Raw genomic sequence first — 23,181 nt, 5'->3', positions numbered from 1 at the left:
CAAAGTGGCTTTTCGCACCCACGTCAATGCCCGCCGCGTTCGGATGGGCCAACTCAAACCCACGCTTGCCTGTCGCCATGGTCATCTCCAACATAGGTCATCGAAGCGTCGGGCGGGCAAGGGGACGTCGATATACTCACTCTCTTCATCGGGATGTGGCGTGAACCACTCACCAGTGTCGTCGTCGTAACCCAGGACCATGCTAATCAACGGGCAACCACGCACCATTGTGTCGTCGGTCTTGGCCCGCTCGGCGCTCCTTCAGCCTAGAGCGGCGGGCCTCAATGCTCCGAATCCCATGTTTCTTCCGCACGGATGGCCGCGCGCCGGCCTGGAAAGCTAATCAGGAACGCAAAAAGGCCAGCCCGGAAAGGGCTGGCCCGGATCAATCAAAACAGAAAAATCAGGCTTGCGGATCGGCGTCAGCATCCGGCGCTGCCGAGTCTGCATCGGCCGCTTCTTCCTTGTTGCCGATCATCGACTCCAGCGCACCCGCGCCCTTGAAACCGGCAAAGGCAGCGACGCCCTTGGTCAACAGCCCTGCATTCGGATCCAACTTCTCAGCACCCTCGACCGCGGCCACTGCACCTGCAATCTCACCCGCAAGATCCAGAATTCCCATGACACTCTCCGCGCTGTTTGTGGGACGTCCAGCATTGTTTGGCGGTGCCAAACGCAGGATGAATTTCGTCGCAAGCGTTTGCGATCAGCGGGGTGCTCGCGCCAGCACGGAATCGGGCGTCGCGCACACAGGCACCGCCTTCGCCCGACGCATTGCGGACGGCGCAGCGCGCGTTACCAGAGTAGGCCACGATGGTCGTCTTGCAGCGGCTTAGGGAAGGTCCGATCAATCGACTTTCTGCTCGTCATTCCTGCGGCTCTCAACGGCCGAAGGGGCGGCCAAGCAAGAATCCAGCGTCTGTGCTTTCAAGGACTTCCAGTCACTGGCCCACAGGTTCGCACTTGATCTGACCCTCGGGTTCGCAAGGTTTGCGTTGGCGGCACCTTTACCCCTTTGTCTTTTCAACCACGGCCAGGTAACTTTCACGCGTCGAAAATGGTGGACCGGTCTGGTAAGCCCCGGTCGGCTTTCGGGGAGCTTCCCCAAAGCTTCAATCCAGCCCTCCGGGCCGCGGACCACGACAGAAGGCGACGTGTCTCGCTTTCTGGTCGTGTTTCCCGCAAAAGGCGAGCTTGCAGTCGCAACCGCGGGCCTTCCGCCCAGTGAACTTGACGCGTCCTGATATGCCACTCACGGATAACAGGAGCATCCCGCATGCAACAGACAGACATCCTCATCATCGGCGGCAGCCTTGTCGGATTGTCCGCTGCAGTCTTCCTCGGCTGGCGCGGCGTCAGCGCCACAGTGATCGAAAAACACACTGGTAGTTCGCCCCATCCACGCGCCATGGGATATACCGAGCACACGCTGGAATTCTTCCGCGCCACAGGGCTCGATGAGAAAGTGCCCCAAGTCGCCCCCGGAACGCGGTTACGCCGGACCAGGGCGATAAGCCTGGCTGGCGAGTGGATCGGTGAAACACCGTGGACACCTGGTGAAAGTCCCGAGAACGATGGGACCAGCGCCGCATCGCCATGCACGGGCGCTGCCGTTGCGCAGGACGTGCTTGAGCCACTGCTGCGCGAGCGCGCGCGGGAACTGGGCACTGACCTTCGCCTAGGCGTCGAGATGCTGTCATTCGAACAGTATGGGGACAGCGTGACGGTGCATGTACGCGAACGCGCAACAGGTGCCGAATACGGCATGCGCGCCCGGTATCTCATCGCGGCCGATGGCGCAGACAGCTTTGTTCGCGAACGACTCGGCATTGCACGCCAAGGCGTTGGGTATCTTCGCACGATGCGAAGCGTCTTGTTCCGGTGTCGGGAGGCAGATGCCTACCTCGACCGGGGCATCCATCAGTTCGTGATCGAGCAGCCCGGCCTGCAAGCCTTCCTGACGACCTACGGTGATGGTCGCTGGGTTCTGATGTTCCACGATGACGATGAGCGGGACGAATTGGCACTCAAGGCCGCGGTTGCGCAAGCACTCGGCAAGCCGATGACCTTCGACATTCTGGCCACTGGCCGATGGGAGATGGCCGGGCGCATTGCCGAACGCTATGCCGTGGGCCGGATATTCCTCGCGGGGGATGCTGCACATCAACTGCCACCAACACGCGGCGGTTTTGGCGCAAACACCGGCATCGACGATGTCTACAACCTCGCATGGAAGCTCGAACTGGTACTCCGGCACGGCGCAGGTGACGCGCTGCTCGATACCTACAACGATGAGCGCCAGCCCATTGGCTGGTTGCGCCACCAGCAGACATTCGCACGTCCGGACTACGCGCGGTGGGTAGGTGGGAGCGTAGACGACAAGCTCTTGTACAGCGCCGCAGCCATGGAGCTTGGCCAGTTATCGCGGTCGAGTGCCGTCATCGGCGCCGGTATGGACCTGCCACCGGCTGCCGAGCCGGAAACCTGGGCGGGCCAGCCAGGCGTGCGCGCTCCGCACGTCTGGGTGAAACGCGACGGGAAACTGATTTCGACGATCGACATGTTCACCCGGAACTTCGTCCTGATGACGCCTGACCCGACGTGGGTCACGGCCGCCCGGGAAGTCGCCCAAGACATCCACATTCCGCTGGAATGCATCCAGGTCGGCATGGATGCGGAATTCCCCGCGGACATGCCATTCGAACATGCTTTCGGAGTGACGCACGAAGGCTGTTCGCTGGTGCGCCCCGACGGCGTCGTCGCATGGCGTTCCGAAGGGCGAGAGGACAAGCCGGCGAGACGCCTACGTGCAGTAATGGCAAAAGTGGCAGCGCTGCCTGACTGACATCCTTGGATGCTGGCGATGGCCATGGTCCAACCATTGCCAGATGGCAACGCCGGGATCGAGGGTCGCTAAAAAAGAGTCCCGCCCCTATCCAAGCGACGCCGATGGTCACATCAACCGCATTTCGAATATCCGCAGTTGAGACAGGTCTGGCAGCCGTCCATCAGCACTAGCGCCTGGGTGTTGCACTTGTGGCACAACGTGGCGCCGGGCGGGAAGCTGGAGGTTTCGGATTCGGTTTCGGACTCAGTTGTGGCGGAAGCTTCGCGCACAGGGTGCGCTCCTACAGAGCTGGTGTCAGAGTTTTTTTTTGCGCTGGCGGCCTCGTAAGCGGCGCGCTTTTCGGCGATCAGTGCGCGTTGGCTGTCGCTCATTTCCGGGTCGTGGATCAGGCCGATGTTCTTCATGTGCTGCTCCAGCACCGCGCCGATCTCGGCCACGATGCTGGGCATGTAGATGCCACCGGACTTGAAGTAGCCGCCGCGCGGGTCGAATACGGCCTTGAGCTCTTCCACGATGAAGGTGACGTCGCCGCCCTTGCGGAACACGGCGGAGAGGATGCGGGTGAGCGCCACGATCCACTGGAAGTGGTCCATGTTCTTCGAGTTGATGAAGATCTCGAAGGGGCGGCGCTGTTCGTGTCTGGTGCCGGCGTTGAGCACGATGTCGTTGATGGTGACGTACAACGCGTGCTCGAACAGCGGCGACTTGATCTTGAAGGTGGAGCCGACCAGCGTCTCGGGACGCTCCAGGCTCTCGTGCATCTGGATGACTTCGGCCTGCTTGGGCTCGGCGGGCTTGGCGACGACCTGGGGCGAGGCGGAAGCGGCGGCCGGCGCGGCCTTGTCTTCGGGCTTGACGACGTTGTAGCCCGTGATCTTCTTTTCGATCTTGATCGCCATGGTGTGTTCTTCCTGGATGGATGGCGGCGCGCGGCGCGGAAAAAACGCGCCCGGTCCGGCACGCGGCCGGACCGGGCGTGTCGGGACTTACTTCTTGCGGGTGGCCTTCTTGGCGGCAGGCTTGCTGGCCGCCTTCACGCTCACCTTCTTGCTGGCAGTGGACCTCTTCACCGACGCCTTGGCGACGGTTTTCTTGCCGGCGGCCTTTTTCGGCGCCGCCTTCTTCACGGAGGCCTTCTTGACGCCGGCCTTCTTGGCTACTTTCTTGACGGCGACCTTCTTGCCGGCCTTCTTCGCGGCGACTTTCTTCGCCGGCTTGCTGGCCACTTTCTTCGCCTTGCCGGCTGCCTTCTTGGCAACCTTCTTCACCGACTTCTTGGCGACCGTGGCTTTCTTGGCCACCTTCTTGGCGGCTTTCTTCACGGCCTTCTTGGCGGCGACTTTCTTGGCCGGAGCCTTCTTCGCCGTCTTCTTGGCCGCAGCCTTCTTGGCTACTTTCTTGGTGGCCGCCTTCTTCACGGCCTTCTTGGCCGCTGCCTTCTTGGCGGGTGCAGCTTTCTTGGCGGCCTTCTTCGCAACCGGCTTCTTCGCCGCAGCCTTCTTGGCAGCAGGCTTCTTGCGGGCCGGTGCTTTCTTGACGGGTGCAGCAGCGGGAGCGGCAGGAGCCTCAACCGCCGGAGCGGCCGGTGCGGCGCTGTCTTGCGCTTCGATCTCGTTATCGATGGACATGCAGGTGATCCCCTCGGACGGTTGTATGTACTTCTCGTGGGTTGGAACTACAACTAGAACTTGCCGTAATACCCTTCCTTCAAGGCATCGAAAAGGTTGGCGGCGGTATGCATCTCACCGTCGTATTCCACCTCTTCATTGCCTCTCAGTTCGATAACGCTACCGTCTTCCAGTTCGAAGTGGTAGAGGGTATTTGCAAGGTCGGCATCCTTGACCAGTACGCCCTGGAATGCGGCAGGGTTGAAACGGAAGGTGGTGCATCCTTTCAGGCCCTGTTTGTAGGCGTAGAAATAGATGTCCTTGAAGTCTTCGTAGGGGTAGTCTGTAGGCACGTTCGCGGTCTTGGAAATGGATGAGTCGATCCATTTCTGCGAGGCGGCCTGGATGTCCACGTGCTGCTTGGGACCGATGTCGTCGGCGGCGACGAAATAGTCCGGCAGCTTGGTCGCCGGGTCTTCGGAAAGCGGCATGGCGCCGGCGTTGATGAGCGCGCGGTAGGCAAGCAGCTCGAAACTGAAGACCTCGACCTTCTCTTTCGACTTCTTGCCTTCGCGAATCACGTTGCGCGAATAGTGGTGGGCGAAACTCGGCTCGATGCCGTTGCTGGCGTTGTTGGCCAGCGACAGGGAAATGGTGCCGGTGGGCGCGATCGAGGTGTGGTGGGTGAAACGCGCGCCGGTCTCGGCCAGTTGCTCGACCAGGTTGGGCGCCACTTCCGCCACGCGCTGCATGTAGCGGCTGTACCTGGCGTGCAGCACGCGACCGGGAATGCTGTCGCCGACCTTGTAGCCGTCGCGCGCCATTTCCGGGCGCTTGCGCAGCATGTCGCCGGTGACGGTGAAGTCCTGCAACAGGATCGGCGCGGCGCCCTTCTCCCTGGCCAGGTCCAGTGCCACTTCCCAACCGGCCACCGCCATCTCGCGCGAGACGTCCTCAGTGAAGGCCACGCCTTCGGTCCCGCCGTAGCGCATCTTCAGCATGGCCAGCGTGCTGCCCAGGCCGAGGAAGCCCATACCATGGCGGCGCTTGCCCATGATCTCGTTGCGCTGCTGCTCCAGCGGCAGGCCGTTGATCTCGACCACGTTGTCGAGCATGCGGGTGAATACCTTCACCACCTCGCGGTACTCGTCCCAGTCGAAACGCGCCTTCGGCCCGAACGGATCGCGCACGAACTTGGTGAGATTCACCGAACCGAGCAGGCACGAGCCGTAGGGCGGCAAGGGCTGTTCGCCGCAAGGGTTGGTCGCGCGGATATGTTCGCACCACCAGTTGTTGTTCATCTCGTTGACCTTGTCGATCAGGATGAACCCGGGCTCGGCGTAGTCGTACGTCGAAACCATGATCATGTCCCACAGGTGCCGCGCGCGGATGTGGCCGTAGATCTTGCAGGCGACCAGGCCATCCTCGCGGTCGACGTAGTTCTCGTGGGTGGGCCATTCGCGCCAGACCACCTGGGCCGGATCGTCCAGGTTGACCTCGTCGCGTTCCTTCACGTGCACCGGGAACACCAGCGGCCAGTCCTGGTCGTGCTCCACCGCCTGCATGAAGCCGTCGGTGACCAGCAGCGAGAGATTGAACTGGCGCAGGCGGCCGTCCTCGCGCTTGGCCTTGATGAATTCCTTCACGTCGGGATGGCTGACGTCGAACGTGCCCATCTGCGCGCCTCGGCGGCCGCCGGCGGACGACACGGTGAAGCACATCTTGTCGTAGATATCCATGAACGACAGCGGGCCGCTGGTGTACGCGCCGGCGCCGGACACGTACGCACCGCGCGGACGCAGCGTGGAAAATTCGTAGCCGATGCCGCAACCGGCCTTCAACGTAAGCCCGGCTTCGTGCACCTTCTCCAGGATGTTGTCCATCGAATCGCGGATGGTGCCGGAGACGGTGCAGTTGATCGTGGAGGTGGCCGGCTTGTGCGCCAGCGCGCCGGCATTGGAGGTGATGCGGCCGGCCGGGATCGCGCCATGGCGCAGCGCCCACAGAAAACGCTCGTTCCAGTGCGTGCGCAGCTCCGGAGTGGCTTCCACGTCGGCCAGTGCACGGGCCACGCGCTGCCAGGTGCCATCGACATCGGCGTCGACCGGTTCACCCGATTTGGTGCGCAGGCGGTACTTCTTGTCCCAGATGTCCTGGGAGGCCGGCTGCAGGGGAATCTCCGCAACGTCGGGTTGAGCGGCTGGAGCGCGCACGGTAGTCATTGTTTGCCGATCTCCCGGGCGGCCAGGCGCCCCGCTGGATCCTCATTCGAAGCCCACGACGACCTGGTGATCATCACCTGCATCTGGGCTCCCCGTCCTCACGAACACACAAGATGTTGTGGTTGCTGGTGAGTTGGCAAAGTAAACCCGGGGCCGGTGGTTGTAAAGTACCCGCGACCATATTCGCCGATGCCCGTTCAAAGGAACCGCAGCCGCCGGCGCGAGTCGAACCAGCACCGCTTAACCGTGCATGCAGGAGGAACCCATGCCGCATCATCGTTCCCGCGCTTCGCGCTGGCTTGCCGCCGCTTTTGTCGCCGTGCTCGGCGGTGCGCTTTCGTTGCCCGGACACGCCGGCATTCCACCGTCGGTGGATGGCCAGCCGATGCCGTCGCTGGCACCGATGCTGGCGCACGTGACGCCGGCGGTGGTGAACATTTCCACCAAGACCCGCGTGGCCGTGCGCGACCCGTACTTCAGCGATCCGATCTTCCGCCAGTTCTTCGGCCTGCCGAACACGCCACGCGAACGGGTGGAACAAAGCCTGGGTTCGGGCGTGATCGTGGATGCGGCCAAGGGTTACATCATCACCAACAACCACGTGGTGGGCGGCGCCGACGACATCACGGTGACGCTGCAGGATGGGCGCAGCTTCAAGGGCACCCTGGTCGGCACCGATCCGGCCACCGACGTGGCGGTGGTGAAGATCAAGGCCGATCATCTGCAGGCACTGCCGCTGGCCGATTCGTCGAAGCTGCGCGTGGGCGACTTCGTGGTGGCGGTGGGTGAACCGTTCGGACTCAGCGAGACGGTCACCTCCGGCATCGTCTCGGCACTGGGTCGCTCGGGCCTGGGTGGCTCGGGCTACCAGAACTTCATCCAGACCGACGCCTCGATCAACCCCGGCAACTCCGGCGGCGCACTGGTGAACCTGCGCGGCGAACTGGTCGGCATCAACTCGATGATCTACTCGCCTTCCGGCGCCAGCGCGGGCATCGGCTTCGCGATTCCGTCCGACCTGATCGGCGAGGTGATGCGCCAGTTGATCGCGCACGGCAAGGTCAGCCGCGGCACGCTGGGCCTGCAGACGCAGGACATCACGCCACGCATCGCGCGCATGCTGGGCTTGTCCAACAGCAACGGCGTGGTGGTGACGAACGTGGTGCGCGGCTCGTCGGCCGACAAGGCCGGGCTCGCCGTCGGCGACGTGATCACGGCGGTGGACGGCAAGCCGCTGCACGACAGCCAGCAATTGCACAACACCGAAGGACTGGAGCCGGTCGGCAGCGTGGTAAACATGACCATCCGCCGCAACGGCGCCGAGCGGACAGTGAGCGCCACGCTGACGCCGGAGAAACTCGCCACGCTGGACGGTCGCGCGCTTGATCCGCGCCTGGCCGGCGTGGAATTCAGCGAACTGGGCGAGAACCAGCGCAGCCAGGGCGTGGCCGGCGTCGCCGTGGTGTCGGTGCGCGCGGGCAGCGATGCCGCGCAGGCAGGTCTGGCCACCGGCGACATCGTGGTCGGCGTGGGCAACTATCGCGTCACCAGCGTGCGCGACATGCAGCGCCTGGCCGGCATGCAGCCACGCGTGCTGACGCTGGTGGTCGCCAGCCACGGCAACCTGCATTACGTACAGATTCCATGACGCTCACGGCGCCATCGACCTCCGATGCATGTGATCCCGGCGTAAGCCGGGATCACATGATTTTCGCCACACGGCAGAGGCACCGGATTCCAGCCTCCGCTGGAATGACGAACATTTACCCCCTTTTACTGAACTAGCCAGTTCGCCTTCCGTGGCGGCAATACTTAACGCAAGCACATGACCATGCTTGATGTTTTTGCCGCCGACGGCTGAAATACCGCGATTGCGTCACTGCAGCACCGCCCCACTGGCGGCACCCTTTGCCCTCTTCATTACCGGGGTTATCCATCATCATGTCCGTCCGTTCCACGCGCCTGCTTCCCGCCGCGCTGCTTTGCGCCTGCATCGCCACCACCGCCTTCGCGGCCAGTCAAACCCTTACGTGGAGCGGCGACATCGTCACGGCGCACGGCGTGGTCGAAGGCATGGCCAAGGCCTGGCAACAGTCCGGCCACGGCAAGCTGGTCGGGCATCCGTTCAATACCGCCGCCGGCATCGACGCGGTGAACAACGGCTCGGCCGACCTCGCCGGCAGCGTGCGCGGCAGCGACGGCAGCGCCGAAGATCGCGGCCTCACCTTCACGCCGGTGGCATGGGATGGCCTGGTGATGATCACCAGCGCCAACAACCCGGTCGACAGCCTCACGCTGAAGCAGTTGCACGACATCTACTACGGCAAGATCCACAACTGGAGCGAAGTGGGCGGCCCGAACGCACCGATCAACGTGTATGCCGTGGCCAGCCCCGGCGATGGCGTGGAATTCAGCCTGCGCAAGCTGCTGTTCGGTCGGGGCAACCAGCCGGTCGCCGCGCCGCGCCTGTACCTCACCACCACCTCGCTGGAACAGGGCATTGCGCTCGATCCGCATTCGCTGGGCGCCACCACGCTGTCCAGCGTCGAGGGCAACCGCAAGGTGAAGATGCTGCACATCGATGGCAGTACCCCGACCGTGGCCAATGTCGCCAGCGGTCGCTACCCGCTGTACACGCCGATCTACCTGGTCACCCATGCCGACAGCCCGAATGCCGCCCAGGCGAAATCGTTCATCGATTTCACCGAAAGCGCCAAGGGCCAGGCCGTACTGCGCAAGCATCACCTGCTGCCGTACCAGGACGGCACCGTGCTGGCCTCGATGGACAGCGCGCGCCGCTCGCGCATCCTTGCCGAAGTGGGCGCGCGTCGGGTGCCGACGGCACCGAGCCAGTCGACCACGCCGATTTCCGCACCGGGTGCCACCTACGCTTCGCGCGTGGCGTCTGCGCCGACGTCCCAGCGCACGCTCGCCGCGCGTGAGGCTCTGGCCGAACGCAACGCGCGTCGCGATGCATTGGCAACCGCGGCAGCGGCCAAGACAGCCAGCAAGACAGCCAGCACGCCCAAGCTTGCCGATGTGCACAGCAGTGTGGTCGCCGCGCCGGAGCCGAGCGGCCTCAAGGGCGTGCGCAGCGATGCCGTCACCGTGGCGGACACCGGCAGCCGCGGCAGCGATTTCGCCCGCGTGCGCTCGGACAGCTACGTGAGCCGCGACCGTCCCACCAGCACACACACCCGCACGCACGAGCGGGCGACTGCTTCCGTCCACGTCCCGACCCACAAGGTGGCCCCGGGCGAAACGCTCTACTCCATCGCGCACAAGCACCACCTGGACGTGGCGCAGATCCGCGACTGGAACCACCTGGCCGGCAACACCGTGCATGCGGGACAAGTGTTGCGCCTCAGCGCGCGTTGAGCGTGCGCATCCGCGCCATCACGCTGGATCTGGATGACACCTTGTGGCCGGTGCTGCCGGCCCTGGAGTCCGCCGACCGCGAACTGGATGCGTGGCTGCAGGCGAATCACCCCGACGTCGCCCGCGCGTGGCCGATCCCGGCCATGCGCGAACTGCGCGCGCAGGTCGCCGCCGAACGGCTCGACCTGGCGCATGATTTCACTACCCAGCGCCACCTGACCATGCAGCGCGCGTTCGCCGCCTGCGGCATCGACGAGGCACCGCTGGAAGCGCTGTGGGAGGTCTACTTCAGCGCGCGCAATCGTGTCGAGCTGTATCCCGACGCCCTGCCCGCGCTGGAACGCCTGGCCGCACGCCTGCCGCTGGCCAGCCTGACCAACGGCAATGCCGATCTCGAGCGCATCGGCCTGCACGGGCATTTCGCCGCACGCGTGTGCGCACGTGACGCCGGCGTCGCCAAGCCCGATCCGCGCATCTTCCACGCAGCGGCCGAACGCCTGGGCGTGGCACCGGACGAGATCCTGCACGTGGGCGACGACCCGGTGATGGACGTGGCCGGCGCGCGCGATGCCGGCCTGCACGCGGCATGGATCAATCGCACCGGCGAACCCTGGCCCGCGGCGCTTGGCCCCGCGCCCGAGCTGGATCTGCGCGACCTCGGCGCCCTGGCGGACTGGCTCGATGCGCAACCGGCACATGGCCCATCCGCATAGGCAGCGCCAGCGAATGCGCGCATCATGTGCGGCTGGCATAACCGAATGAAGACGCGTCGCAACGCGCCAAGAGGAGTCCGCATGCCCGCCCTGATCGAACGTTCATCCGCCCCGCGCCAACGCATTGCCGTCGAGGCCACCGACACTTCCCACCTCGCCGCCACGCGCAAGCGTCTCAGTGCCACGCAGCGCCGCTGGCTGACCACGCAAGGCTTCGATGCCAAGCCCGGCAGCACGCTGCTGCTGCCCGATGCGAATGGCAAGCTGGAGCGGGTGCTGGTCGGCGTGGACGCCACGCAGCCACTCGCCGCGCTGGCCGCACTTCCGGCGACGCTGCCCGAAGGCACCTACCAACTTGCCGAAGATGGCGTTGCACTCGATGCGCAACAGGCTGCACTGGGCTGGGCGCTGGGCGCCTACCAGTTCACCCGCTATCGCAAGGCCAAGCGCGAGCCGGCCACGCTGAGCGTCGACGCCGCCGTGTTCGCCGCCGTGCAGCCGCTGGTCGACGCCACCGCGCTGGTGCGCGACCTGGTCAACACGCCCACCGAAGACATGGGCCCCGAGCAGATCGGCGACGCCATCAAGACGCTGGGCAAGACGCACAAGGCCAAGGTGCGCGACTGGGTCGGCGACGAACTGCTGAAAGCCAACTTCCCCACCATCCACGCCGTTGGCCGCGCCAGCCATCGCGAGCCGCGCCTGATCGAGCTGAGCTGGGGCAAGCTCGACGATCCGAAACTGGTGCTGGTCGGCAAGGGCGTGTGCTTCGACACCGGCGGTCTCGACCTCAAGTCCGCCGACGGCATGCGCTGGATGAAGAAGGACATGGGCGGCTCCGCCCATGCGATCGCGCTGGCCGGCCTGGTGATGCAGGCCAGGCTGCCGGTACGACTGACCCTGCTGGTGCCCGCAGTGGAAAATTCGGTCGCCGGCAATGCCATGCGCCCAGGCGAAGTCATCGTCACCCGCGCCGGCCACAGCGTGGAGATCGACAACACCGATGCCGAAGGTCGCCTGATCCTGTGCGACGCGCTGGCCTACGGCGCCGAGCAGAAGCCGGACCTGATGGTGGATTTCGCCACCCTCACCGGCGCCGCCCGCGTCGCGCTGGGCCCCGACCTGCCCGCACTCTTCAGCAACGATGACGCGCTGGCCGAGGCCACGCTCGCCGCCGGCCGCGCAAACAACGATCCACTGTGGCGGCTGCCGTTGTGGCGTCCCTACTTCAAGATGCTGGACTCTTACCTGGCCGATTTTGCCAACGCGGGGCCGTCACGCCACGCCGGTGCGATCACCGCCGCGCTGTACCTGGAACGCTTCGTCCCCGACGCCCAGCGCTGGATGCATCTGGACACCTACGCCTGGAACGACGCCGACCGCCCCGGCCGCCCGCGTGGCGGCGAGGCCATGGGGCTGCGCGCGGTGTTCGCGATGCTTGAGCAGCGTTACCGCAAGAGCTGACCCCCTCCCAGCCTCCCCCTGCACGCAGGGGGAGGAGCAAAATCTCGCAACGCACAGACTCCCTCCCTGCACGCAGGAAGAGCGAAACCTCGCAGCGTGCGGACCCCCTCCCCTGCGCGCAGGGGAGGGTTGGGGTGGGGTGCTTTGCATGACTTCCGGCGATATCGCACCGGCGTGCAAAGTGGCATGGTGCGAGGTTGGATCCCCGCGGAGATATTGCCCATGCGCCCTACCCTGCTCGCACTCGGCCTCGCACTCGGCCTGGGCGGTACCGCCTTCGCCCATGCGGCCACCACGACGCCGACCCAGCCACCGCTTACCGCGCTGACCAAGGATTCCGGCACGCCGATGCCTGCCGCGCAGAAGCGCGTGCATTTCGACCACGCCGCACTGCACATCACGGTGCAGCCGGCCACGCAAAGCATTGCCGCCAGCGCCACGCTCACCTTCAGCGCGACGGCCGCCACCGACGTGCTGCTGCTGGATCTGGACCGCAACCTGCCGATCAGTGCCGTGGCCGTCGACGGCAAACCACTCGCCGCCAGCGACTGGAGCAATCCGGATGGCCGTCTGAAGATCAAGCTGCCGCACGCGCTCGCCGCTGGCGACAAGGTCACCACCACCATCACCTACGGCGGCAAGCCACACGTGGCGAAGAGGGCGCCGTGGGACGGCGGCTTCGTCTGGAGCCACACCAAGGATGGCCAGCCGTGGGTGGGCAGCGCGGTGGAAGGCGAAGGCTGCGACCTGTTCTGGCCGTGCATCGACCAGCCCGACGGCAAGCCCGACCTGGTCGACCTGTACGTGACCGTGCCCAAACCGCTGGTGGCGCCGGGCAACGGCGTGCTGATCGGCGTCACCGACGACGGCAATCAGCGTACTTATCACTGGCGCGCCAAGCACCCCACCACCTACGCCGTATCGATCAACGTCGGCCCGTACAAGGAACTGCACGGCGAATACCACAGCCGCTTCGGCAACACGATTCCGCTGTACTACTGGTACCTGCCCGGCGAGGACACCCAGGCCAAGGCGCTGTTCGCCGAGTTCCCGCGCATGCTGCGTTTCTTCGAGGCGAAGATCGGACCCTATCCGTGGGGCGACGAGAAGATGGGCGTGGTGGAAACACCCTACCTGGGCATGGAGCACCAGACCATCAATGCCTACGGCAACCATTACGCGAAGGATGGCAGCGGCTTCGACTGGCTGATGCAGCACGAGTTTTCGCACGAGTGGTTCGGCAACCAGATGACCAACGCGAACTGGGACGACATGTGGCTGCACGAGGGCTTCGCCACCCTGATGCAGCCGCTGTACGCGCGTTATCTGGACGGCGATGCCGAGTACTACGGTTGGCTGCACCACCTGCGCTTTCTGATTCGCAACCACGCCCCGGTGGTCTCTGGAACAAGCAAGACCGAAGAGCAGGTCTACGACCCAAGCGGCCCGGGCCAGGACATCTACAACAAGGGCGCGCTGATGCTGCAGACACTGCATCACCTGATCGGCGACCAGGCGTTCTACGACAGCATCCGCCTGCTGATCTACGGCCGTCCGGACCCGAAACCCGGCAACTTCGTGCCGCAGTACCGCACCACCGCCGACTACATGCGCATCGTGGACCAGGTCACCGGCAAGAAGCTCGACTGGTTCTTCAAGGTCTACCTGTACCAGGCGGCGCTGCCGAAGCTGGACGTCCAGCGCCACGGCGACACGCTGGACCTGCGCTGGCAGGTGCCGCACCACCTGCCGTTCCCGATGCCGGTGGACGTGCAGGTCGGCAACACCTTGCACACCGTGCAGATGACCGACGGCCACGGCAGCCTCGCAGTACCTGCCGATGCACTGGTGACCATCGACCCGCACTCGGTGCTGCTGCGCGATGAACCGCGGATCACCGAATTCCTGCAGTGGCGGGACCAGCAACGGGCGAAGCACGTCGCACGGAAGTAATCCCTCGCGCTTGCGCGCTGCGTGACTGGACGTGCTGCCCATGGAGGGGCCAGCACGTCGATCGTCATCGCAAAAGCCGTTACGCGACGTGATGCGCCGGTCCAACGGAACATCCCCGCTGGCACTCCTGCCCGAGGCGAACCCCGGGCCAGAGGCAACGTAGCGCACACCTCCGGCACTCGACGGTTGCCTGCCCACCGTTCGCATGCTCATATTCATCGGGCGCGTTCAATGGTGCCCCGTCCGATGAACAAGCCAACCGATGTCATGGCTGCAACGTTCCATGGGCAGGCGCTTGCCGCCCTGGAACGCGGCGACGTGGCATCGGCGGAACAGGCGTTCCGGCACCAGCTGGAGGCACGGCCCGGCGACGCGGAGGCATGGCGATTCCTCGCTGCCCGCGAACATGCCCGCGGCAATACGGCCGGCGCGATCGAACAGCTGCAGCAGGCCCGGCGATCAGACCCGCGTGACCCCGCCACCCTGCACCAGCTTGGCGAGATGCAGATGCTGGCTGGCGACCTGCAGGGCGCCGCGGAAAGCCTGCGTGCGGGGTTGGCACTGGCACCGGGCATGTTCGTGGCGCGCCTTCGCCTCGGCGTCGTGCTCGAACAACTGCAGCAATCGCACGCTGCCATGCTGGCTTACCTCAACGCAATCGACGCGGCGCAGGCGCAGGGGCGCTGGCTCAGCGACGCGACCACGGCAGCGGGCCTGCGCGAAGCGGTGAAGCATGCCACGCGTTACGTAGCCGCGCATCGACGCGCCGTGTTCGATGCGGCGATGGAACCGTTGCGGCAACGCTACGGTCGCGCCGAACTGACCCGCGTCGATGCGTGCCTGGCCATCTATCTCGGCGAGCGGATCACCGCATCGCCCGATCCACGGCAACGCCCCACATTCCTTTATTTCCCTGACCTGCCCAGCCGCCCCTTCTACCCGCGCGAACGCTTTCCCGCCCACGCCCGGCTCGAGGCTGCCACCGAGGCGATACGCGAGGAGCTGCACGCCGTGCTGGCGCAGGCACGCGACGAACTCGTGCCCTTTCTGGGTGCCCCGGCGGGTGAGGCCGCGGCGGCTGGATTGCTTGGATCTTCCGGCACACAACCTCCCGCATGGGACGCGTTTTTCTTCCATCGCCATGGCGTGCGCCACGACAGCGAATGCGTGCGCTGTCCCCGCACCAGCACATGGCTGGACTCGATGGCCCTCGTGCGCATTCGCGACCACGCACCGGAAGCGTTGTTCTCGATACTGCGCCCGGGCACGCATATCCTGCCGCACCGTGGCGTGACCAATACCCGCCTGGTCACCCACCTGCCGCTGGTCGTGCCGCCGGACTGCGCCTTGCGCGTGGGTGGCGAAACCCACGCGTGGCAGGAGGGTCGTTGTGTCACCTTCGACGACACCTTCGAACACGAGGCATGGAACCACAGCGACCGCGATCGCGTGGTGCTGATCATGGACAGCTGGAACCCCGACCTGAGCGAAGTGGAACAAGCCGCCGTCGCCGACCTGGTCGCGGCGATCGGCGACTTCAACCGGTGCAGCGAAAATTCGGCATCGGCACGGACCGGAGAGCCCGCATGACCCGGGAACCCAGCACGGATGCGACGTTGCACCCAGAAACGAAATCGACGAACGGGAGGTTTTTCTCAGCAAGCGGAAACACATGCAGACAAGGGGTTATCCACTTCGATAACCCCTTGTCGTTGGGCAGCAGGACAGTTGTTGCAGTGTGACCCGACGTGCCAGGAGGCGCGTGGTCAGTTCGGCAAAGCAGGGGGAAGGGAACCAACATGCATTGGGGAGACACCATGAAGCACGACATGAATCGCTTGTCACTGGCCATACGTCTTGGCCTGACCGCCGGTATTTTCGCGATGGCGGGCATTGCCCAGGCACAAACAGCGCAAGCGGACAATCCGCCTTCGACGGACCAGGCCAAACCTCCGTCAAAGAATGATGCCAAGACCCTGAAAGCCGTCACCGTCACCGGTTCGCTGATCCGGCGCGTGGACGTCGAGACGGCCAGCCCGGTGGTGACACTGGACCGCTCGACCATCAACAACTCCGGCAAACCCGTCCTCGGCGACGTGCTGCAGCAGATGCCCGCCATCTCCGGCAATGCCACCAATCCGCAGAACAACAGCAATGGCGGCGGTGTCGCCAGCCCGCTGCTGGAAGGCGGCGATGGCGCCTCGCGCGTTTCGCTGCGCGGCCTGGGCATCAACCGCACGCTGGTGCTGGTCAACGGCCAGCGCATGGCCAACGCGGACATCAACCTGATTCCGCCGGACATGATCGAACGCGTCGACGTGCTGGCCGAAGGCGCCTCCACCGTATACGGCTCCGATGCCATCGGCGGCGTGGTCAATTTCATCCTGCGCAAGGACTTCAAGGGCGTGCAGTTCAGCCTCAATGACGGCATTTCCAGCCATGGCGATGGGCAACGCCGCGGCTTCAACCTCACCGCCGGCCAGACCGGTCAGAACTACAGCATCACCGGCGGCATCGACTACAACAAGTACGACCCGGTGCTCGGCGTCCGGCGCAAGTTCTCCAAACAGCAGTTGTACCTGTCCAGCGGTTCGGTGGTGGCGGCGGGCTCCAGTTCGATTCCCACCGGCAGAATCCAGTTGCCTGGCTCGATCGCCAGCCAGTACGGCTGCGACATCAACTCCAGCGGCACCGCCAACGTGACGCTGGCGCAGGGCAACGGGTCATCGCAAAGCGACTATCGCTGCCGCCTGCCTTCCGATACGTACAACTACGCCGCGCTCAACTACATCCAGACCGCACAGAAGCGTACCAACGCCTTCGTGCTGGGCAGCTACGACTTCAGCGACAACCTGAGCGTGTTCGTCGATGCGTTCTACAACCACACGGTGTCCAGCGGGCAGGATGCGCCATCGCCAGTGGGTACCGGCGACGGCCTGATCATTCCCGCCAGCAATCCGATCAACCCGTTCGGCGTCACCTTCAGCCAGAATCCGATCGCGGGCGATCCGAACAGCGGCTACAACTTCCAGACCCGGCTGACCGGCGGCGGCACGCGCGTGCACAGCTACACCACCGACACCGGGCAGATCAACACGGGCTTGCGCGGCCGGTTCGGCCAGGAAAGCAGCTGGACCTGGGATGCCACGATCAACTACAGCCATACCAAACGCGACCAGCGCGACACCAACGAAATCGACATCCCGGCGTTGCAGGCCGCCGTCGACGCCGGCGCGAACATCTTCGACCAGGCCGATCCCTCTGTCAGCGCATTGCTGAAGAAAGGCGTGGATACGCCGGAATACGTGTTCACCCAGGCCACCAAGCAGGTGCAGTTCGATACCAGTGGCGAACTGTGGGACCTGCCCGCCGGCACCATCCAGCTGTCCGCCGGCGCGCTGTACCGCAAGCAGTCCATGAAATACACGGTGAGCTCCTTTGCCGTGCTCGATCCGGTGACCACCACCTGCCAGATCCTGCAGGAAGCCTGCGGCTCGCCCGGCAGCGGCAGCTTCAACGTCAAGGAAGTGTTTGCCGAGACGCTGATCCCGCTGCTTTCCGAACAACCGCTGGCGTACTCGTTGAACCTCGATCTTGGCGTGCGCACCTCCAACTACAGCACCACCGGCACCACCACCAACGGCAAGATCGCCATCGAGTGGCGGCCGATCGCCGACCTGCTGGTCCGTGGCACCGTGTCCCAGGTATTCCGCGCGCCCAACCTCGATGAGCTTTACGACGGGCGCACGCTGGTGCAACCGACACTGAACGATCCCTGCGCCCATCTCAGCGCGGCCCAGCTCGCGCAACACCCGGCCGCCTGCCAGTACGTGCCACCGAACTGGGCCGGCAACTCGCCGGCGCAGGTCAACACGTTCTATTCCGGTGCCGCCACGGTGGACGCGAAGTTGAAGCCCGAAAAAGGCAAATCGATCGACATCGGCCTGGTCTATGACCCAAGCTGGTTGCCCGGCCTGTCCACCAGCGTCGACTTCTGGCACATCTATCTGAGCGACACGCTGACCGCGATCCAGGGCGATACGGTGGTCAGCTCCTGCTACAACAACAACGCCAGTCCGTATTGCTCGTTCATCCACCGCCAGGACAACACCAGCCGCCAGCCCGGCCAGGTGTTCCTGATCAACACGCCGGTGGTGAACCTGGGCAACCTCAGCACCACCGGCATCGACTACACGCTGCGCTACAAGATCCCGCACTTCAACCTGGGCGACATGGATCCGGGCAACTTCAAGGCCAGCCTCAGCAGCAGTTACACCTCCACCTACAAGAACAGCGCGACACCGGGCGAGCCCGGCGCCAGGACGATCAACTACGCCGGCACCTACAGCCAGCAATTCGGCAACATCTCGCGCTGGCGCGGCACGGTCACGCTGAACTGGAACAAGGGCAACTGGAACGCCCAATGGCAGTCGCGTTACATCAACAAGCTGACCGCCCTGAATGCCGATGCAGCCATCTCCGGGGTGAACATCCCGATGGCATCGGTGACCTACCACTCGCTGCAGCTTGGCTACGCCGTGCCATCGATCCACACCCGGTTCGATGTCGGCGTGGACAACCTCAGCAACAAACTGCCGCCGCTGATCTACCAGAACGGCGCGAACTACAACGTGGATACCGCGACCTACGACGTGCTCGGGCGTTATTACTGGGCCCGTGCCACGGTCAAGTTCTGAGGTACTGATCCACCCGCAATCTCCGGACATTCCGGAGCCGGCAAGAGGGTCGCGAACGCGTTCGCGACCCTCTTGCATAATGGTCATTCGAAAGACGACTGCCGGAGCAAGGCATGCCCATTCCCACCATGGACCTGGCCAGAGCGATGGCCATGGCCTGGAACGCCGGCGAAGCGGACCAGGTCATCGCACTCGCCGAGCACGCCACGCCAACCGACATGGAAAACGAAGGGGTTTTGATGTTCCTCGGACTGGCACAGCAGGCTGCCGGTCAGCATCCACAATCCGTGTCGACATTCCGCCGATTGGCGCAACGGCATCCCGGCGTGTCGGCCTACTGGAACAACCTCGCGCTGGCCTGTCGACAGGCCGGCGACCTGCCGGCCGGCGAACAGGCATTGCACACGGCACTCGCGCTGGCCCCGGACGACGCCGAGGTGCACTACAACCTCGGCCTGCTCTACATCCAGCAACAACGCTGGCTACTGGCCCGGCAAAGCTTGCTGGACGCAACGCAACGGGCTCCCGCGTTCATCGAGGCTCGCCTGCAGGCGGCATGGGCCTGCCATGTCTGCGGCGACAATACCGGCCAGCAAGCCATGCTGTGCGGAGCCATCGACTGGCCGCCGCAGCCGGCCGAACAGGCGCTGGTCCTCGCCGCCATGCTATCGGTCCAGGGCGACCTGGACGCCGCGCTGCACACGCTGGACCAGGCCCGACTGCCCGCCGAACCCGCCGCCGGAATCATGCGTGTGCGCATCGCCGCGCTGCGAACCCTGCTGTACGAAAGGAACAATCGGCTCGACGCGGCACAATGCGAACTGCGGCAGCTTCCGCCGACCGTGCTCGACGCGCTGCCGGCGCACGCACGACATGCCCGGGCCGACGGCTGGCGCGCGCATGCGGTGTTGGCGCTGCGCACGGGTGACTGCGATGCCGCCGAGGCGGCATACCAGCGGGCGCTCGACTTTGCCGACGACCACGAAAGCCGGGCCAGCGCCGCGTTCGGGCTGGCTTCGGCACGCGACCGCCAGGGACGGCCTGCGCAGGCTTGGCAGGCGTTGCTCACGGCGCATGCGACGCAACTGGAGACAGCCGGGAATATCGTCCCTGAGCTGCTGGCACCCGACAGCCAGCCATTGCAGGTGGCGCCGGACGTCATCGAACGCGATGCCCGTACCCACTGGAAACCGCTGCACTCGCCCGACAGCCGGCACAGCCCGGTTTTCGTGGTCGGCTTCCCCCGTTCCGGCACCACCTTGCTGGAGCAGATGCTGGATGCCCACCCGGATTTCCGCTCCATGGACGAGCGTTCCTACATCCATGACCTGATCGAAGCCATGGCATTGGCGGGCCAGCGCTATCCCGCAGCCCTGACCGACCTGACGCAGCGCGACGCCGACCAACTGCGTGCCATCTACTGGCGCCAGGTCGAACACGTACTGCCTGACCTGGCCGGCCGACGCCTGGTCGACAAGAATCCGCTCAACATGCTGTGCCTGCCGATGATCATGCGGCTGTTCCCGCAAGCGCGCATCATCCTGTGCCTGCGCCATCCGTGCGACGTGCTGCTCAGCTGCAGCATGCAGCCGTTTCGCTCACCGGCCTTCATGGTGCTGTGTTCGTCGCTGGAGCGATTGGCACGGGGCTATGTGCATGCCTTCACGCAATGGCATCACGATATCGAGGCGCTGGCGCCGCATGTGCTGGCGTGGCGCTACGAGTCCGTGGTCGACCAGTTCGACCAACAAGTGGCACGGCTGGGGCAGTTTCTCGACATCGCGGATGCATCCCCCCTGACGCGCTTCGCCGAGCACGCCAGACGCAAGCGCTACATCAGCACGCCGAGCTACGCGCAAGTCACCGAAGGCGTTCATCGCCAGGCGGTCGGCCGTTGGCAGAACTACCGGAAGCAGTTCGAACCGGTGCTGCCGGTGTTGAAGCCGTGGATCGAACGCCTCGGCTACCCGCTGTAAGAATCCGCGTGCTGGAAAGGCGGCGTGGATCGCCACCTTTCCGGGCACGAACAGCTCAATGCTGCTTTGGCAACGCCTCGGGAGTTGCCGTCGCGGGCTGGGCGCTGACCACGGCGGTATCCAGCTTGCCGCCATAGGGCTCCACCTCGACGGCGAGCTTCGGCTCGGCCTTGATCAGGCCGACGGCGTCGAACAGGACGTGCGCGGTCTCGTCCAGCACGGGATCCGGCGCTTTCTTGGCGTCCTTCTCTTCCTTCAGCTCCTGCTTCAGGCTACGCTCGCCCGGGGTGAGGCCGTCATCGAGGCTGGACTGTTCGTCGACCAGCGCGGCATCGCTGCCGTCGATCGCCTTGTGCCGGTTGCGGAAGCCGGTCTGCACGGCGTCGAGCTCCTTGCGCTCGGCCTCGCGGTTGGCGAAGTTCAGCGACACCGTGGTGCGGGCACGCATCTTCTTGTACTGCGCCAGTTCGTCGAGCATCAGTTTCCAGGCCGGAGACTTGGCCACGCGCTCGTCATGCATCTGCCTGAGCTGCGGCAACCACGCCTTCATGTTGGCCACCGGCTTGTAGTCGGCCGGCGCGATGTGCGTCCACGGCAGCGCGTTGTCGTAGGTCGACTCGCCGAAGTCCTTGTCGTCGCCGTTCTGCGGGTACTCGATGTCCGGCGTCACGCCCTTCAGTTGGGTGGAACCGCCATTGATGCGGAAGAACTCGGCGATGGTCATCTTCAGCTCGCCGAACTGCGGCTTGCTCTTGCCGTCCGCGCTGCCGAAACGATCCAGGTCGACCAGGTTCTGCACGGTGCCCTTGCCGAAGGTCGGCGTACCGATGATCAGACCGCGGCCGTAATCCTGGATCGCGGCGGAGAAGATTTCCGAAGCCGACGCCGTACCACGGTTGACCAACACCGCCAGCGGGCCGCTCCATGTCATCTTCGGCTCGTCAGAACCCTGCACCTCCACCTGGCCACGCGCATCGCGCACCTGCACCACCGGACCCTTGTCGATGAACAGGCCGGTGAGCTCGTTCGCCTCGTACAGCGAGCCGCCGCCGTTGTTGCGCAGATCGACGATGACACCCTGCACGCCCTCGGCCTTCAGCTCGCCGAGCAGCTTGGCCACGTCGCGGGTGGCGCTCTTGAAGTTCTTGTCGCCTTCGCGACGCGCACCGAAGTCGGAGTAGAAGGTGGGCAGCTCGATCACGCCGATCTTGCGCGTAACGCCGCCGTCGGTGATCGTGACGACTTTCTTCTTGGCCGCCTGCTCGGCAATGGTGACTTTCTTGCGCACCAGCGTGACCAGCTGGTGCTTGCCGTCCAGGCCGGTGCTGGCCGGCAGGATCTCCAGCCGCACCACGGTGTCCTTCTTGCCGCGGATCAGGTTCACCACGTCGTCCAGGCGCCAGCCGATCACGTCGACGATGGGGCCTTTCTCGCCCTGGCCCACGCCGACGATGCGATCGCCCACGTGGATCTTGCCGGACTTGGCGGCCGGGCCGGCCGGCACCAGTTCGCGGATCTGGGTGTAGTCGTCGCGCGCCTGCAACACCGCGCCGATGCCTTCCAGCGAGAGCTTCATCGCGATGTCGAAGTTCTGCGCCTCGCGTGGGCCGAGGTAGTCGGTATGCGGGTCGGTGGACTCGGCATAGGCGGTCATGAAGGTCTGGAACGCGTCCTCGCCATCAAGCTGCTTCACGCGGTCGATGTAGCCGCTGTAGCGCTTGTCCAGCATCTTGCGGATCTCGTCGTCGCTCTTGCCGGCCAGCTTCAGGCGCAACCAGTCGTTCATGGTGCGCTTGCGCCACAAGTCGTTCAGCGCCGCCTCGTCCTTCGGCCAGTCGGCATGCTTGCGGTCGAAGTCGTAGGTCTCGTTGGTGTTGAAGTCGAAACCCTTCTTCAGCAGGCTGCGCGCGTACTCCATGCGGGCGACCGCGCTCATCACGTACTGGTTGAAGATGTCGAACGGCGCGGACAGGTCCTCGTTCCAGATCGCATCGTCGAGCTGGTCCTTGTACTTGGCGAACTTCGCCATGTCCTGCTGGGTGAAGAACACCTTCTCGCTGTCCAGCAGCTTGAAGTAGGCCTTGTAGATCTTCGCCGACATCGCGTCGTCGAGCGGCAACGCGTCATAGTGGAAGCGGGTCAGGAAGCGCGCGGAAAGCTGCGCGGCCTGGGCTTCGTCAGCCGTCGGCTTGAGCGGCAGGGTGGACTCTTTGCGCGGCTTGGCGCCGGCACCCAGGTCGGCGGCCGATTGGGCGGCGCAGACGGGAGCGACAACGATGAAGGCGAACAGCAGGGCGAGCGCGGGACGAAAGGTCATGGAGGT

The 23,181-nt window shown here is 64.9% G+C and carries 14 protein-coding genes; 9 read left to right on the top strand and 5 right to left on the bottom strand.

Annotation, left to right across the window (positions count from 1 at the left end; all coding sequences use genetic code 11):
* Window positions 1-403 precede the first annotated feature (403 nt).
* The gene (locus BMY90_RS10610; RefSeq protein ID WP_008212244.1) at window positions 404-622 is read right to left on the bottom strand and encodes a hypothetical protein; all 219 of its coding nucleotides are present in this window, start codon (window positions 620-622) and stop codon (window positions 404-406) included.
* A gap of 654 nt (window positions 623-1,276) precedes the next feature.
* On the opposite strand from BMY90_RS10610, the gene BMY90_RS10605 reads away from it, so the two are divergent.
* Window positions 1,277-2,845 carry an FAD-dependent monooxygenase gene (locus tag BMY90_RS10605; RefSeq protein ID WP_008212245.1) on the top strand — a complete coding sequence of 523 codons (1,569 nt, stop codon included), beginning with the start codon at window positions 1,277-1,279 and terminating at the stop codon, window positions 2,843-2,845.
* A gap of 113 nt (window positions 2,846-2,958) precedes the next feature.
* Here the strand turns inward: BMY90_RS10605 and BMY90_RS10600 are convergent, their stop codons facing one another.
* The 3 genes from BMY90_RS10600 to BMY90_RS10590 form a co-directional block, all read right to left on the bottom strand.
* Window positions 2,959-3,747, bottom strand: a complete 789-nt coding sequence (locus tag BMY90_RS10600; RefSeq protein ID WP_092703838.1) for a TSCPD domain-containing protein — start codon at window positions 3,745-3,747, stop codon at window positions 2,959-2,961.
* Between the two features lie 87 nt (window positions 3,748-3,834).
* Window positions 3,835-4,476 (bottom strand): hypothetical protein, encoded by a 642-nt coding sequence (locus tag BMY90_RS10595; protein WP_092703836.1) that lies wholly within the window; start codon window positions 4,474-4,476, stop codon window positions 3,835-3,837.
* A 53-nt stretch (window positions 4,477-4,529) separates the two neighbouring features.
* On the bottom strand, window positions 4,530-6,677 hold the full coding sequence (locus BMY90_RS10590) for an adenosylcobalamin-dependent ribonucleoside-diphosphate reductase (RefSeq protein ID WP_092703834.1): 2,148 nt from the start codon (window positions 6,675-6,677) through the stop codon (window positions 4,530-4,532).
* 265 nt (window positions 6,678-6,942) lie between these two features.
* On the opposite strand from BMY90_RS10590, the gene BMY90_RS10585 reads away from it, so the two are divergent.
* The 8 genes from BMY90_RS10585 (at window position 6,943) to BMY90_RS10550 (ending at window position 20,858) form a co-directional block, all read left to right on the top strand.
* On the top strand, window positions 6,943-8,325 hold the full coding sequence (locus tag BMY90_RS10585; protein ID WP_092703832.1) for a Do family serine endopeptidase: 1,383 nt from the start codon (window positions 6,943-6,945) through the stop codon (window positions 8,323-8,325).
* Between the two features lie 293 nt (window positions 8,326-8,618).
* A complete protein-coding gene (locus BMY90_RS10580; RefSeq protein ID WP_092703830.1) occupies window positions 8,619-10,055 on the top strand; it encodes a LysM peptidoglycan-binding domain-containing protein in 1,437 nt (478 codons plus the stop codon).
* A 2-nt stretch (window positions 10,056-10,057) separates the two neighbouring features.
* On the top strand, window positions 10,058-10,768 hold the full coding sequence (locus BMY90_RS10575; RefSeq protein WP_092703869.1) for an HAD family hydrolase: 711 nt from the start codon (window positions 10,058-10,060) through the stop codon (window positions 10,766-10,768).
* Window positions 10,769-10,849: 81 nt separating this feature from the next.
* On the top strand, window positions 10,850-12,232 hold the full coding sequence (locus BMY90_RS10570; protein WP_092703828.1) for a leucyl aminopeptidase family protein: 1,383 nt from the start codon (window positions 10,850-10,852) through the stop codon (window positions 12,230-12,232).
* 222 nt (window positions 12,233-12,454) lie between these two features.
* Window positions 12,455-14,185, top strand: a complete 1,731-nt coding sequence (locus tag BMY90_RS10565) for a M1 family metallopeptidase (RefSeq protein ID WP_092703826.1) — start codon at window positions 12,455-12,457, stop codon at window positions 14,183-14,185.
* Window positions 14,186-14,431: 246 nt separating this feature from the next.
* Complete coding sequence (locus BMY90_RS10560; protein ID WP_092703867.1) at window positions 14,432-15,775, top strand: aspartyl/asparaginyl beta-hydroxylase domain-containing protein; 1,344 nt, start codon at window positions 14,432-14,434, stop codon at window positions 15,773-15,775.
* Window positions 15,776-16,002: 227 nt separating this feature from the next.
* Window positions 16,003-18,882 carry a TonB-dependent receptor plug domain-containing protein gene (locus tag BMY90_RS10555; RefSeq protein WP_175481553.1) on the top strand — a complete coding sequence of 960 codons (2,880 nt, stop codon included), beginning with the start codon at window positions 16,003-16,005 and terminating at the stop codon, window positions 18,880-18,882.
* 113 nt (window positions 18,883-18,995) lie between these two features.
* Entirely contained in the window at window positions 18,996-20,858 is a 1,863-nt protein-coding gene (locus tag BMY90_RS10550) for a tetratricopeptide repeat-containing sulfotransferase family protein (protein ID WP_092703824.1), read from the top strand.
* 55 nt (window positions 20,859-20,913) lie between these two features.
* Here the strand turns inward: BMY90_RS10550 and BMY90_RS10545 are convergent, their stop codons facing one another.
* A complete protein-coding gene (locus tag BMY90_RS10545; protein ID WP_092703822.1) occupies window positions 20,914-23,175 on the bottom strand; it encodes a carboxy terminal-processing peptidase in 2,262 nt (753 codons plus the stop codon).
* Between the last annotated feature and the right edge of the window lie 6 nt (window positions 23,176-23,181).

It is taken from the genome of Rhodanobacter glycinis (genome assembly GCF_900114325.1).
Lineage (GTDB): Bacteria > Pseudomonadota > Gammaproteobacteria > Xanthomonadales > Rhodanobacteraceae > Rhodanobacter_A > Rhodanobacter_A glycinis.
Note: the sequence above shows the minus strand (reverse complement) of the source record. Positions and strands in the feature narration are given on the sequence as shown.